A 14,287-nucleotide genomic window follows, 5' to 3' on the forward strand; every position below is an offset into this window, starting at 1 on the left:
CTGAACCGGCCCCCGAAGGCATGGATCTACATCCTGCTTTCGGGGGCAGTTCAATACGCGGCTGAATGCTTGGGAATGCCGGGGCCTGCCCTGCGCGCGACACCCCTCCCTTACCGTATCAATCTTCTGCGTGCAGCATCGGGTAATCGGTGTAGCCTTTCGCGCCCGCTGTGTAGAACGTTGCTTTGTCGGGGGAATTAAGCGCTGCTCCCTTCAAGAGCCGCTCCGGCAAATCGGGATTGGCCAGGAATGCGCTGCCGAAGACCGTGGCGTCTGCCTTGCCGGCGGTGATCAGCTCCTTTGCCTTGGTTTGATCAAGCCCGCCGCCGATCAGGTACGAACCGTCAAAACGCGGACGCAATAGCGCGTGATAATCGACCGTCGTGTTGAACAGCGCAACGTGCAGGTAGGCCAGACCGAGGCCGCGCAGTTGGTCGACCAGATAAGTGTAGGTTTCCTGAGGGGCTTCGTCAGTGATGTCGTTGAAGTTCATCTCGGGAGAAATCTTGAGCCCGACGCGATCGCTACCCGCTTCGTCCGTCATTGCCTCCAGCACCTCCAACACGAATCGGGCGCGGTTGGCGACTGAGCCTCCATAGCCGTCTTGGCGACGGTTGGTTCCGGTGGAAAGGAACTGTTCGGGCAGATAGCCCGAGGCCCCATGCAGTTCCACGCCGTCAAAACCAGCCGAAATGGCGCGTCGGGTGGCTTCTCGATAGTGCTCCACGACGCCCGCGATCTCGGCGGTGCTCAGTTCACGCGGTGTCACGAAGTCCTGCAAACCTGCGTCCGTCCAGCTCTGACCTGCTGGTTTGATGGCCGACGGCGCCAGCGGCGCGACGCCACCGGGCAGCATCGAAGGATGCGAAATCCGCCCCGTATGCATTAGCTGAAGAAAGATCCTTCCGCCGTTGGCATGGACAGCGTCAGCGACCTTTGCCCACGCCGCCTCCTGCGCGTCATTGTGAATCCCGGGCATGCGCACGTAACCCTTGCCCATGGGGGCAGGAGAAACCCCCTCGGTGATGATGAGCCCAGCGCCCGCGCGCTGCTTGTAGTAAGTGATCGCCAGATCATGTTGGACCCCGTCGTCGTCGGCCCTTGAGCGGGTCATAGGAGCCATGATCAGGCGATTGGGGAGCGTATTGCGGCCGATCGAAACCGGTGTGAAGAGAGGGTTCATGACGAGACTCGTGGAAGTGATTGGGATGTTGCCTCCCATGCTATTCAATTCCATCATCTGCATAAATAGACTAAATTTGGAAGAACAATTCCATTTATGGAGCAATCTTCATGGTGCCGCTGAACGATATGGCTCGTTTCGTTGAGGTGGTAAAGGCTAAGAGCTTTCGGCGTGCGGCCGAAGCGATGGGCATGCCGAATTCGACCCTGTCCCGCCGGATACGCCTTCTGGAACAAGCAATTGGTCTGCGTCTGTTGCATCGCACCACGCGGAAATTCGAGCTGACGGAGGCCGGGCAGCTTTACTTCGAAAGGTGCAAGCGAATCGTCGAGGAAGCGCAGCTTGCCCATGAACAGCTTGGCGATATGTCGGTCATGCCGCAGGGCGTCCTGCGGGCATCGTTTCCCGTGGATTTCGCCACGGTTTTCCTGACGCCGTTGATCATCGAGTTTTCGCAGGCCTATCCTGAAATCACCTTCGAATTCGATCTCACGCCACGCCGCGTGGACCTGGTCAGCGAACCATACGACGTTGCGATCCGAATGGGTGAATCATCGGACTCCAACTTGGTCGCGCGGTTGATCGGCAAGTTCAAGCACAGTCTCTATGCGTCGCCCGCGTACCTGGAGCGAAGAGGTGAACCGAACAAACCGGAAGACCTGATCCAGCATGATTGCTTGCGCTTCTCTCCAACCAAGTCCGACATGTGGTCGCTACATCATCGCGAAGAGGTCGTCCACGTTGCCGTTGACGGCAGGTTTCGCCTGAATAGCATGGGCATGATTCAAAAAATGATCACGCAGGGGCTTGGCATTGGGGTGCTTGCAGACGAGATCGCGGCGCCCGAGGTGGCCGAAGGCAGGTTAAAGCGCGTCTTGCCTGCCTGGAGTTCCGCCACCATTCCGGTCTATGCCATGACGGAGACGCGGCTCCTTCCCGCCAAAACACAGCGCTTTATAGAGTTCCTGCGAGAGCGGCTGGACCATACGCGGTGATCGCATCAATCTAGCAAAGCCCGGATCCGGCGCCGCGCCGAACCCTGGCCTTCGGCTTATGGCTTCTGGCCATGGACGCGTTCGTGCCGCTGGCCGAATTGAGCCGGCGCGCACGTAATGGCATCCGTAGCGCGCCGGCCGCCCTACGGCGTCTTCGCGGTGGCCGCCTTGAACGCCGCGATGGCCCGGTCCGATTTACCCAACACGTCGCGCAGCACTTCCTCGGTGTGTTCGCCCAGCAAAGGCGGCGCGCGGCGATAGACGACGGGCGACGCCGAAAACCGCAACGGGCTGGCGGTGACGGGCGCCATCCCGCCGGCGGGATGCGGCAGGTCACGGCGCAACTGCCTTGCCTGAGCCTGCGGATGCGCGAACGCCTGCGCGATGTCGTTGATGGGGCCGCACGGCACGCCCACCGCTTCCAGCTTGGCGATCCAATCGTCGCGACGTCCTTTCAGCATGATCTCCGTCAAGATGCCGATCAGCACTTCGCGATTCGTGACGCGCAGGCGGTTGGTGGCGAAGCGCGGGTCGTCGCCCAGTTCGGGCACGCCGATGGCGCGGCAATAGGCGCGGTATTGCGATTCATTGCCGGTGGCCACGATCAAGTGGCCGTCGCTGGCGGCAAACACCTGATATGGCACCACGTTCTGGTGCGCGTTGCCGGCGCGCTTGGGCGCCACGCCGGAATTGAAGTAGTTGGAGTTCTGGTTGGCCAGCAGCGCCACGTGGCTGTCCAGCAGCGCGATATCCAGGTGCTGCCCCAGCCCGCTGCGATGGCGTTCCTGCAGGGCCGCCAGGATCGCGACGGTGGCGTACATGCCCGTCACGATGTCCGTCACCGCCACGCCGGCCTTTTGCGGTCCGCCGCCGGGCAGGTCGTCGCGCTCGCCGGTGATGCTCATCAGCCCGCCCATGCCCTGGATCATGAAGTCGTAGCCGGGCCGTTGTGCGAAGGGGCCGTCCTGGCCGAAGCCGGTGACCGAGCAATAGATCAGGCGCGGGTTGATGGCTTTCAGGCTGTCGTAGTCCAGGCCGTATTTGGCCAGGCCACCCACCTTGAAGTTCTCGACCAGGATGTCGCTTGCCGCCGCCAATTCACGAATCAGCGCCGCACCTTCGGGCGTGGCCATGTCGGCTTCGACCGACCGCTTGTTGCGGTTGGTGCTGAGATAGTAGGCGGACTCGTTGGTGTCGTGGCCGTTGCCGTCCTTCAAGTATGGCGGCCCCCAGGCGCGCGTGTCGTCGCCGACGCGGGGGCGTTCGATCTTGATGACGTCGGCGCCCAAATCGGCCAGGTTCTGCGTGCACCAGGGGCCGGCCAGGATACGCGACAGGTCAAGCACGCGGATGCCGTCAAGCGCGGGCGGGCGCGTCATGGTTGCACCGTCGCGGTGCCGTGGCTCATGACGACAAGATCGCGTTCGCGCGCGCGCACCTGAAAGCGGATCTGTCCGTCCGGCAGGCGCCAGATGTCGCATTGCAGGGTTTCGCCGGGATACACGGGCGCCGAGAAGCGGGTGTTCAGGCTGGTCAGGCGCGACGCGTCGTAGCCGCAGCAGCTTTTGACGATGGCATGCGCCGCCACGCCATACGAGCACAAGCCGTGAAGGATGGGCCGTGGATAACCCGCTTGGTGCGCAACCTCGGGGTCTGCGTGCAACGGGTTGCGATCGGCGTTCAGGCGGTAGAGCAAGGCGGCGCTGGGCGGCACGCGCAATTCGCACCGCAAATCAGGCTTGCCGCCCGGCACGGCGGGCAGGGCGTCGGGGCTGGCGTCGCCCTGGCCGAAGCCGCCGTCACCGCGGCAGAAAGTGCTTTGCCGCAGGGTGGCCAGGCAGGCGCCGCTTTCATCGTGCAACGTGCGCTCGGTGATGACGATGGCGCCCTTGTCCGCGCCCTTGTCGATCACATGCGTGTTGCGGCTCTTGCCGATGACCACGCCCGATGTCGGCAACGGCGCATGCACCGTCAGTCGCTGCTCGCCATGCACCACCTTCACCCAATCGATGCCGGCGCGCGGGTCCTGCACCCAGAAGCCGGGATAACCCAGCACCACGCTCATCGTGGGGAAGGCCTGTAAGTCCTTTTCGTACACGTAGCGCAATTGGCCAGCGTCTTCGGGGTCCTGGCCCAGGCCGATGCCCAGGGCATACAGCATGGTGTCTTTCTGCTCGTAGCGCTGACGTACATCGTCAAAGCGCCAGTTTTTCACGGTCGCGTAATCCAGGGGCATGGCGGTCTCAGATAGGGTCCCAGTCGATGACGTCGGGCGAGCGCTCCAGGGCGTAGAAGTGTTTACGCATGGCCGGCACGGCGATCTCGGCGATGCGCTCCGGCGTCCAGCCTTCGCTGTTGTGCACCGTGCGCAGCGGCCGCGGCTGGCTCATCAGCATGATCTCGTTGGCGCGCACCGCGAAGATCTGTGCGGTGATTTCGCTGGCCGCATCGCTGGCCAGGTAGACGGCCATTGGCGCGACCTTGCCGGCTTCCATCTTCTTCAGCTTTTCAACGCGGGCTTTTTCATCGTCGGTTTCCGCCGGGATGGAACTCGTCATGCGGCTCCAGGCGAACGGCGCGATGCAGTTGGACCGCACGTGGTAGCGCGCCATGTCCAGTGCAATGGACTTGGACAGGGCCACGATGCCGAGCTTGGCGGCCGCGTAGTTGGCCTGCCCGAAGTTGCCGATCAGGCCGGACGTGGACGTCATGTGCACGAAGGCGCCCGACTCCTGTTCGCGGAAATAAGGCGCTGCCGCGCGGCTCATGAAGAACGAGCCATTCAGGTGCACGTCGATCACCTGGCGCCATTCTTCTTCGCTCATCTTGTGGAAAACGCGGTCGCGCAGATTGCCCGCGTTGTTGATCACCGCATCAATGCGGCCGAACGCGTCGATCGCGGTCTGCACCACGCGGCTTGCGCTGTCGTAAGCGGCGACGCTGTCCGTGTTGGCGACCGCCTGGCCGCCGGCCGAGATAATCTCTTTCACGACTGCCTGCGCCGGTCCTTCCGCGCCGCCTTCGCCCGTCAGCGACACGCCGATGTCGTTCACCACGACCTTGGCGCCCGCCTGCGCCATCGCCAGCGCAATGCTGCGCCCGATGCCGCCGCCCGCGCCCGTGACGACCACTACCTTTCCGGAAACCATGCCGCTCATAGCCTGTGACTCCTGTGCTGCGGCGCATGCACCGCCTGTGGAAAACAGCCCCGCATCAACCGATATGGTTCGCAGGACCACGGCCTGCTAGTGTTAACAGGCCATGGTGCATGGTAGATTCGACACGGCATTCGAAGAATTCAAAATTAGAAATGCCCCCCTTCTGCGTGGTGGAACATGAGACATGATTTGACTGACCTGCGTCTGTTTGTGAACGTAGGGGAAACACTCAATTTGACCCGGGCCGCGGAACGCACGTTCCTGTCGTTGCCGGCGGCAAGCGCGCGGGTCAAGCACATGGAAGAAGCCTTCAAGGCGCGCCTGCTGGTGCGCCTGGCGACCGGCGTCGCGCTGACGCCGGCGGGCGAGGTGCTGCTGAAGCACGCTAACGCCGTCTTCCGGCAACTGGAATGCCTGAACGCCGACCTGCAGCCCTATGCCAGCGGATTAAAGGGACGTTTGAGGTTGCTGGCCAACACAACCGCCACGAACTCGTTTCTGGCGGATGCGCTCTCCACGTTCCTTGCGGAAAACCCTGACGTGGACGTCGAACTCGAAGAGAAGATATCCGGGGACATCGTCATCGCGATCCGCGCGGGCGCCGGCGATCTTGGCCTGGTTGCCGGCAACATCGATGTGGAAGGGCTGGACGTCACGCCGCTGTTCCGCGACGAACTCACCGTGGTGACGTCGTTGGACCATCCGCTGGCAGCCTCCAAGTCGGCCCATTTCGCGGACTTGGTCGACGCCTATCAATTCGTCGGTATTCACCCCGACAGCGCCATCCAGACCTTCCTGGAAGACATCGCCAGCGGCCTGGGCAAGCGCATTTGCCAGCGCGTGCACGTGGGCAGCTTCGAAGCGGTGTGCCGCATGGTGGAAGCGGGGGCGGGCATTGCCGTGGTGCCGCGTGCCTGCGCGGCGCGCTACAGCCGCCCCGATTCGCTGCACGTATTGAAACTGGATGACCCCTGGGCGCTGCGCGACCGTCTGCTGTGCCGTCAACGTGGCCGCGATCTGCCCAGCTTCGCCGAGTGCTTCATCGAACACGTGCAGCGCGCGGCGCGCGGGCAATGACCGAAGCGGCGCGTGGCCATGCCGGCGCCTGCTACGTTTTCCCTAGGCCATGTGTCGCATCCACGCATCGTCGCGATGCAGATCGTGTCCGCTGATCGAACTTTGCTTCCGTGCGAAAGAGGGGCTTTTGAAAATGTGTAGCGGTGATTCCGCGTGGCCGGAAAATAATAATTAAGCGCGGCGGGCAGCAGTTCTTGAAGCTTGACCGTGAATAACACCAAGATTCAGGAGACTGCAGTGATCGATCTTCAACGCCGCCGCGTCGTCGCGGGGCTGGGCGCCGCATGCGCCGCCGCCGTCGCACCCTTGTTTCCCGCCACCGCCCGCGCCGCTACCTGGCCGGGCCACGCCGTGACCTTCATCGTGCCCTTTCCCCCGGGCGGCCCGGTGGACACCACCGCGCGCTTTACCACGCAACCCCTGGGCCAGCTGTGGTCGGTGCCGACGGTGGTCGACAACAAATCGGGCGCGGGCGGCATCGTTGGCGCACAATTCGCGGCCAAGGCCGAACCCGATGGCTACAACTTCTTTTTTGCGTCCATTCACCACGCGGTGCTGCCCAGCTTGCGTGACAACCTCAGCTACGACATCAGTCGCGACTTCGTGCCGGTCGGCATGGCGGCCGTGTTTCCCATCGTGTTGGTCGTGAACGCGTCGCTGCCCGTGAATACGGTCAACGAACTGATTGCCTACGCCAAGGACAACCCCGGCAAGCTCTCGTTCAGCTCGTCGGGCACGGGCGGCGGCACACACCTGGCGGGCGAACTTTTCAACGCGATGGCCGGCGTGCGGATCCAGCACATCCCGTATCGCGGCAGCGCGCCCGCCATGCAGGACCTGCTGGGCGGCCAGGTGCAGGTGATGTTCGCGGACGGCCCGTCGGCCGTGCCGCATCTGAAGGGCGGCAAGGTGCGCGCGCTGGGCGTGGGCAACCCCACGCGTTCCAGCATGCTGCCGGACGTGCCGACCATCGCCGAAGCGGGATTGCCGGGCTACGAGGCGTATTCGTGGAGCGGCGTGATGGCGCCCAAGGGCACGCCGCCGGACATCGTGAAGCGCATGAATGCCGATATGGTCAAAGTGTTGTCGGACCCCGCCACGGCCAAGGGCATGATCGCCGCCGGCGCCGAGCCCAAGCCCGGCACGCCGGAGCAATTCGGCGAGTTCGTGCAGCACGAGATCGTCAAGTGGCGCGACCTGATCAAGACCGCGAACATCAAGCTGGAATAGGGCGGCGGCGCGTTGTGCGGGAAAGCGCAATCCGAACAACGCAAGCCGAACAACGCAAGCCGAACAACGCAATCCGAACAACGCGGGCGGGCCCGTAGACAAGCCCGCCCGTGTTTGCTTACGCCGCCATCAAGGCGTTGCGGGCGCTGCGGTATTCCGCTTCCAGTTGATCCACCAGCGTTGCGATAGGCAGGATTTCCTGCGCGGCGCCCACGCCTTGGCCGGCGCTCCAGACATCTTTCCAGGCTTTGGGGCGCGTGTTCTTGTCCATGTTGGCGGGCGGCGCCTCGCCGTGTTTGGCCAGCATTAAGGGGTCCAGCCCTGCCGCCTGGATGCTGGCGGAAAGGTAGTTGGCCGGCACGCCCGAGAAATACGGGGTGTAGGTCACGTCGGCCGCTTGGGCCTGCAGCACCATTTCGCGATACGCCTCGCCCGCCAGGGACTCTTGCGTGGCGATGAAGCGCGTGCCCATATAGGCGAAATCGCAGCCCAGGATTTGCGCCGCAAGAATATCCTTGCCGTGGCTGATGCAGCCCGACAGCGCCAGCGGGCCGTCGTAGAACGCGCGGATCTCGTTGACTAGCGCGATGGGGTTGATTTGTCCCGCATGGCCGCCGGCGCCGGCGGCCACCAGGATCAGGCCGTCGACGCCGGCTTCCAGCGCGCGCTTGGCGTGGCGCACGTTGGTGACATCGTGATAAACCAGCCCGCCGTAAGGATGCACGGCCTTTACCACGGCTTCCGGCGCATGCAGCGATGTGATGATGAGCGGCACGCGCCGTTCGGCGCAGATGGCCAGGTCGCCCTGCCAGCGCGGATTACTGGGATGGATGATCAGGTTCACGCCATACGGCGCGACACGGGCGGCGGGGTCGGCCTGGCGCTTGGCGGCCAGGCCTTCCTCGATCCGGGTGATCCAGTCGTGCAGCTGTTCCTGTGGCCGTGCATTCAAAGAAGGGAACGTACCGATGATCCCCGCCGCGCATTGCGCCACCACCAGTTCCGGCCCGGAAACCAGGAACATGGGAGCGCCGATGATCGGCAAGCGGGTCTGGGCGTGTAGCGCAAGCGGAGGATGCATCGTGGAGCTCCGGTGGGGTCAGTTGGCCTGGATGTTGGCGCTTTGGATAACGTCCGACCACAAGGCGTACTCGCGGTCGATACGGGACTGCAACGCCTTCGAGTCGCCGGCGTTGATGGTGTAGCCGCCTTCGGTCATGGCTTTGCGGAAGGCGGGATCCTTCGAGACCTCATCCAGCGCGCGCGTCAGGCGGGCTGAGACCGCGTCGGGCAGCTTTTTGGGGCCGACCAGCGCGTACCAGCCCACCACTTCGTAGTCTTTCATGCCGGCTTCCATCATCGTCGGCACGTCGGGCAGTTCCGGATTGCGGGTCTTGGACGTGACGGCCAGCGCGCGTGCCTTGCCGCTTTTGATGAAGGGGATGGCGGTGCTGGTGATGTCGAACATGAAGGTCACCTTGCCGCTGATCACGTCCATCATTGCCGGCGAATTTCCGCGGTACGGCACGTGCAGCATCGAGGCATCGGCTTGTTTCTTCAGCAGTTCAGCCGACAGGTGGTTGGACGCGCCGATGCCGGCGGATCCGAACGACACCGCGTCCGGATGCGCACGGGCATAGCCGACAAGTTCACCGACATTCTTGGCAGGTATCTGCGGGCCGATCAGCAGCACGTTGGCGTAATCGACCACCAGCCCGATCAGCGAGAAGTCGCGGCGCGGATCGAACAGCGTGCTGCGCTGGACCAGCGGCGACATGGTCAGCGTGGGGCTGGCGGCAAAGCCCAGCAGATAACCGTCGGGCGTGGCCTTGGCGGTGGCGTCGGACGCGATCATGCCGCTGGCGCCGGCGCGGTTCTCCACCACGACGGGCTGGCCCAGCTTGTCGCCCAGGTATTTGGCGAAAACGCGGGCCGTGGTGTCGACGGGGCCGCCAGGGGCGTAGCCCACCAGCAGGCGGATGGGGCGTTCGGGGTAGGCGTCCGCGCGGGCGGAAGCCGCCGTGGCAAGCGCCGCCACGGCGATGGCCGCGGCGAACAGGGTCTTGATGTTCACGCTGTTGTCTCCTTGTGTCATAGCAGCGGGTCGTGGAGCGGAACAGCGAGTCCGCGCCTACGCCAGCCTTTCTTTCAGCGGCTGCTTCAGGATTTTTCCGCTGACGGTCGTGGGAATGGTCTCGATGGGGATGATTCTTGCGGGCCGCTTGTAGGGCGCCAGTTGCGCGCGCAGGTGCAGCATCAGCAAGTTGGTGTCGATCGTGGCGCCGGGCAGGGGTTCGACGAAGGCGATGACCTCTTCGTTCTGGTCGGCCGTGTCGCGGCCCACCACGGCGGATAGCCGCACGCCGGGGAACGCGTTGATCACCGACTCGACTTCGATGGGGTACACGTTGAATCCGGACCGGATGATCAGGTCTTTGGAGCGGCCGGCGATGAACAACGCGCCGCTGTGGTCGACATAACCGATATCGCCCGTGTTGAGCCAGCCGCCGGGCAAGAGCGCCTGCGCGGTTTGTTCAGGGCTGCGGTAGTAGCCCAACATGACGCCAGGGCCGCGGATCAGGATGTCGCCGCGCTCGCCGGGCGCAGGCGTCCCGCCGTCGGGGCTGCCAATGCGCATTTCCACGCCGTCCACCGCGTAGCCGGCCGAGCAGTCTTCGCGCGGCGCGTCGATGCGCGTGATGAACATCGATCCCGCGTATTCCGTGATGCCGTAGCCATGGTGCATCGCCACGCCGAAGTAGCGTTCGGCATCACGCTTGAGCGTCGGGTCCAGCGCGGCCCCGCCGGTGTACAGGTAACGCAACGCCGGGGCGCGCAGGTCCGCGCGCGGCGGCGCCACGGCCATCATCCGGCTGAACATGGTGGGCACGCCCTGCAGGATGCTGACGCCAGGATGGGCCAACGCCTTGAACGCGTCTTCCGCATCGAAGCGGCTGCGCAGCACCAGGCTGGCGCCGGCGTGCACGGTGGCCATCAATACCGTGGCGATGCCGAAAATGTGCGACATGGGCAGCGCCGCATAGCCGATATCGTGCGGTGTCAGGCGGCGCGATGCCGCCGACACCCGCGCGAAGTGCAGCAGCCCGCGATGGGGCACCATCACGCCCTTGGGCGCGCCGGTAGTGCCGGACGTATAGATCACGGTGGCGACTTCCGCGGCCAGTTCGCCGGTCTCGGCCTGCGTGGGAACGGCCGCCCGCAAGGCCTGCACGCCCGGCCCCCAGATGGCCGGGTCCGCGTCCGTGGCGCTGGCGGCCACGGCATGCGCAGCCGCCGCGGACGAGATGCCCGTGGTGTAGAGCATCAGTTCGGGCTGCGCATGCTGTCGGATGTTGTCGACCTCGCGGGCGGACAAGCGGGCGTTCACCCCAACCGGCCAGGCGCCGGCCAGGCCGCATCCGAACAGCGCCGCGATCATCGCCGCGCAGTTTTCGCCCACCATCAGCACCCGGTGGCCGGGTTGCACGCCCTGCTCGCGCAACCAGCCCGCGACGGCCTGCACGCGTTGCCACAGTTGGGCGTAGGTCAGCGTGCCGCCACCTTCTTCGTGCAGGCAGACGGCGTCGGGCCGCTGGCGCGCTTGCAGGGCCAGGACTTCGTGGATGCGGGTGATGGGTTCTGCTTGGGACATCGGTGTTGCCGTGAAGGTCAAAGGGTGGCCTGGGTGCCCAGGATTGCGGTGGATTGGCTGGACAGCGTGCCGCCATTGCCATGCACCAGTGCCAGTTGCGCGTCGGCAACCTGGCGCGCGCCGCATTCGCCGCGCAACTGCCGGACGGCTTCGATCATGATGAAGACGCCATACATGCCGGGATGCACGCAGCACAAGCCGCCGCCATTGGTGTTGACCGGCAGCCTGCCGCCTGGCGCGATGGCGCCGTCCGCGATGAAGTCCTTGCTTTCGCCCTTGGCGCAGAAGCCCAGGTCTTCCAGGAAGAGCAAGGTGTTGATGGTGAAGGCGTCGTAGAGCTCGACCACGTCGACGTCTTTCGGCGTGACGCCGGCCATGGCGAAGGCGCGCTTGCCGGATTCGGCCGCGGCCGTCACGGTCAGGTCTTCCATGGACGAGATTTGCCGGTTCCACACTGCCGTGGCGTTGCCCAGCACGTAGACGGGCGGACGCGCCAGGTCGCGCGCCCGGTCAGCCCGCACCAGCACGTAGGCGCCCGCGCCGTCCGTGACCAGGCAGCAGTCGCGCACGCTTAAGGGGTCGGACACCATGCGGGCCGACAAGATCTGGTCCAGCGTGGCGGGCTCGCGCAGTTGCGCCTCGGGGTTCAGCTGCGCCCATTGGTTGGCCGCCAGCGCCACTTGCGCCAGGTGTTCGCGGCGCGTGCCGTACTGGTGCATATGGCGCGCCGCCGCCAGCGCATACGACGACAACGGGCTCAATGGCTCGTATGGGGTTTCATAGGGCTGCGGGTCGAATTGCTTGCGGACCCGGCCGATTTCAGCCCGGCTCAGGGTGGACGTGCGCTGCGTGCTGCCGTAGCAAACCAGCACTGCGTTGCATTGGCCAGAGGCCAGTGCATGCAAGGCCGGCATCAGGTGCGCCACGAAGCTGGAGCCGCCCAGCATGGTGCTGTCGATGAAGGTGGGGCGGATGCCCAGGTGTTCGATCACCGGCATGGCCCACATCGGCGCCGCGACGCTGGCCGTGCAGATGCCGTCGATGTCTCGCATGGTCAAGCCGGCGTCTGCCACGGCGCGTTGCGCCGCCTGCACCAGGATTTCCATTTCGGTATAGCCCGCGGCCTGTCCCAGCCCCGCATGGCCTACGCCCGCCACCGCGACGGCGCCGCGCAAATCGTTCAGCGTCATGGCGCCTCCTTGTTGGGTACGAAAACCACAAGCCCGTGGCCGTCCTGTTGTGCGACGCGGGCGCGCACTGCCATGCCGATATGCACATCGGCGGGGGGGACGCCTTCCACGCGGCTCATCAGCCTGACGCCTTCCTGCAGGTCGATCAACGCCACGTTGTAGTCGCCGCCCGCCTCGGGCTTGCGCCGCACCACGGTGGACGAATAAACGGTGCCGCGCCCGTCGGGCTCGGCCCAGGCCAGCTTGTCCGCGCCGCAATGCGGACAGATCATTCGGGGGTAGAACACCGCGCGGTCGCAGCCGTCGCAATGCTGGATAAGAAAGCGGCCCTGGTCGAGCGCCTGGCGGTACTGCGCCTCGACGCCCTGCGACACGCCTTCCTTGTGATCGGGAACAGTCATGGTGCGATGGGACTCCGGTAGATGACGGCTGCTAGTGTCCGCACTGGCGTCGGGTTCGGCCATTCTTCATTGCTGAAGCAGGCCTTTTGCGGGCCTGTAGAGGGGGCTCGCCCTACATCCTGCGCGAAGCCGGTCTTCGGAATAGGCAGATTGCCGGTCCGTCCGGCCCGTGGCTAGATACCGGGCAAAGGAGGTAGACCATGAACCTGACCTGGACGCCGCAAGAGCGCCAATTCCGCGACGAGGTGCGCACGTTCGCCGCGGCCAACCTGCCGGCCGATATCCGCGACAAGGTACTGCGGCATCAGCGGCTGGAACGCGAGGACTACGTGCGCTGGCACAACATCCTGGCCGATCACGGCTGGGGCGCGCCCAATTGGCCCGTCGAACACGGCGGCACCGGCTGGAACGCCTTGCAGCGCCTGATCTTCGAGGTGGAATGCTTCAAGGCGGGCGCCCCGCGGCTGCTGCCTTTCGGCTTGTCCATGATTGGTCCCGTGCTGATGAAGTACGGCAGCGCCGAGCAGCAGGCGCGCCTCTTGCCGCGCATGCTGCGCGTGGAGGATTGGTGGTGCCAGGGCTATTCCGAACCGGGTTCCGGTTCCGACCTGGCCTCGCTCAAGACCCGCGCCGTGCGCGATGGCGACGAATACGTCGTCAACGGCCAGAAAACCTGGACCACGCTGGCCCAGTACGCCGACTGGATGTTCTGCCTGGTGCGGACGGACCCCGACGCGCGTGCGCAGCGCGGCATCTCGATGCTGTTGCTGGACATGCGCACCCCGGGCGTGACGGTGCGCCCGATCCGCACGCTGGACGGCGGCCACGACGTGAACGAAGTCTGGCTGGAAAACGTGCGGGTGCCGGTAGCCAACCTGGTGGGCGAAGAGAATCAGGGGTGGACCTACGCCAAGTATCTGCTGGGGCACGAGCGCACCGGCATCGCCGGGCTGGGCCACTGCCATCGCGAGCTGGGTATCTTGAAGCAGATGGCCGCGCGCGCGCAGTCGCACGGCAAGCCGCTGCTGGCCGACAGCCGCTTCCGTGACCGCATTTCGCGGATAGAAGTCGACATCATGGCGCTGGAAATGCTGCTGCTGCGGGTGGCTTCCAGCAACGACGGCACGCCGGGCCCCGAGGCGTCCGTGCTGAAGATCCGCGGGTCCGAGATCCAGCAGGACCTCGCCATGCTGCAGATGGAAGTGGCGGGGCCGGATGCCTGGCCCTACGACCCCGACTGGCTACAGGCCGGCGCCGATTTCCATGGTCCGGGCCCCGAGATGGCTGCCGCCTCCGGCGCGGGCTACGCCGATATGCGCAAGACCTCCATCTACGGCGGCACCACCGAAGTGCAGAAGGGCATCATCGCCCGGCTGGTGCTGGGCCTGTAGGCCGGCCCCA

13 protein-coding genes are annotated in these 14,287 nt (G+C 65.0%); 4 read left to right on the forward strand and 9 right to left on the reverse strand.

The genetic code is table 11. The features are described 5' to 3' along the window. Positions 1-118 precede the first annotated feature (118 nt). A complete protein-coding gene (locus ACI0FO_RS00520) occupies positions 119-1,183 on the reverse strand; it encodes an alkene reductase (RefSeq protein WP_416023324.1) in 1,065 nt (354 codons plus the stop codon). Positions 1,184-1,293: 110 nt separating this feature from the next. Here ACI0FO_RS00520 and ACI0FO_RS00525 point away from each other — a divergent pair, with 110 nt between their 5' ends. Further along, entirely contained in the window at positions 1,294-2,178 is an 885-nt protein-coding gene (locus ACI0FO_RS00525; RefSeq protein WP_416023326.1) for a LysR family transcriptional regulator, read from the forward strand. Between the two features lie 143 nt (positions 2,179-2,321). Here ACI0FO_RS00525 and ACI0FO_RS00530 read toward each other — a convergent pair whose 3' ends face one another. The 3 genes from ACI0FO_RS00530 to ACI0FO_RS00540 are packed head-to-tail and all read right to left on the reverse strand — an operon-like array spanning position 2,322 to position 5,336. Next, positions 2,322-3,557 (reverse strand): CaiB/BaiF CoA transferase family protein, encoded by a 1,236-nt coding sequence (locus tag ACI0FO_RS00530; RefSeq protein WP_416023328.1) that lies wholly within the window; start codon positions 3,555-3,557, stop codon positions 2,322-2,324. Further along, positions 3,554-4,414 (reverse strand): MaoC/PaaZ C-terminal domain-containing protein, encoded by an 861-nt coding sequence (locus ACI0FO_RS00535; RefSeq protein WP_416023330.1) that lies wholly within the window; start codon positions 4,412-4,414, stop codon positions 3,554-3,556. Before ACI0FO_RS00535 ends, ACI0FO_RS00530 begins: the two co-directional genes overlap by 4 nt. A 7-nt stretch (positions 4,415-4,421) precedes the next feature. Then, positions 4,422-5,336, reverse strand: a complete 915-nt coding sequence (locus ACI0FO_RS00540) for an SDR family NAD(P)-dependent oxidoreductase (RefSeq protein WP_416023332.1) — start codon at positions 5,334-5,336, stop codon at positions 4,422-4,424. Positions 5,337-5,513: 177 nt separating this feature from the next. Here ACI0FO_RS00540 and ACI0FO_RS00545 point away from each other — a divergent pair, with 177 nt between their 5' ends. Next, entirely contained in the window at positions 5,514-6,413 is a 900-nt protein-coding gene (locus ACI0FO_RS00545; RefSeq protein ID WP_416023334.1) for a LysR family transcriptional regulator, read from the forward strand. 237 nt (positions 6,414-6,650) lie between these two features. Next, positions 6,651-7,643, forward strand: a complete 993-nt coding sequence (locus tag ACI0FO_RS00550; protein WP_416023336.1) for a Bug family tripartite tricarboxylate transporter substrate binding protein — start codon at positions 6,651-6,653, stop codon at positions 7,641-7,643. Positions 7,644-7,761: 118 nt separating this feature from the next. Here ACI0FO_RS00550 and ACI0FO_RS00555 read toward each other — a convergent pair whose 3' ends face one another. The 5 genes from ACI0FO_RS00555 to ACI0FO_RS00575 are packed head-to-tail and all read right to left on the reverse strand — an operon-like array spanning position 7,762 to position 12,886. After that, positions 7,762-8,724, reverse strand: coding sequence for an NAD(P)H-dependent flavin oxidoreductase (locus ACI0FO_RS00555; protein ID WP_416023338.1), 963 nt, complete (start codon positions 8,722-8,724; stop codon positions 7,762-7,764). 18 nt (positions 8,725-8,742) lie between these two features. Next, on the reverse strand, positions 8,743-9,717 hold the full coding sequence (locus ACI0FO_RS00560) for a Bug family tripartite tricarboxylate transporter substrate binding protein (RefSeq protein WP_416023340.1): 975 nt from the start codon (positions 9,715-9,717) through the stop codon (positions 8,743-8,745). 57 nt (positions 9,718-9,774) lie between these two features. Further along, on the reverse strand, positions 9,775-11,295 hold the full coding sequence (locus ACI0FO_RS00565; protein ID WP_416023342.1) for a class I adenylate-forming enzyme family protein: 1,521 nt from the start codon (positions 11,293-11,295) through the stop codon (positions 9,775-9,777). Positions 11,296-11,312: 17 nt separating this feature from the next. Continuing rightward, a complete protein-coding gene (locus tag ACI0FO_RS00570) occupies positions 11,313-12,485 on the reverse strand; it encodes a thiolase (protein ID WP_416023344.1) in 1,173 nt (390 codons plus the stop codon). Further along, entirely contained in the window at positions 12,482-12,886 is a 405-nt protein-coding gene (locus ACI0FO_RS00575; RefSeq protein WP_416023346.1) for a Zn-ribbon domain-containing OB-fold protein, read from the reverse strand. Before ACI0FO_RS00575 ends, ACI0FO_RS00570 begins: the two co-directional genes overlap by 4 nt. Before the next feature lie 200 nt (positions 12,887-13,086). Here ACI0FO_RS00575 and ACI0FO_RS00580 point away from each other — a divergent pair, with 200 nt between their 5' ends. Continuing rightward, the gene (locus ACI0FO_RS00580; RefSeq protein WP_416023348.1) at positions 13,087-14,277 is read left to right on the forward strand and encodes an acyl-CoA dehydrogenase family protein; all 1,191 of its coding nucleotides are present in this window, start codon (positions 13,087-13,089) and stop codon (positions 14,275-14,277) included. Positions 14,278-14,287 lie beyond the last annotated feature (10 nt).

It is taken from the genome of Achromobacter marplatensis (genome assembly GCF_049060505.1).
GTDB lineage: Bacteria > Pseudomonadota > Gammaproteobacteria > Burkholderiales > Burkholderiaceae_B > Achromobacter > Achromobacter marplatensis_A.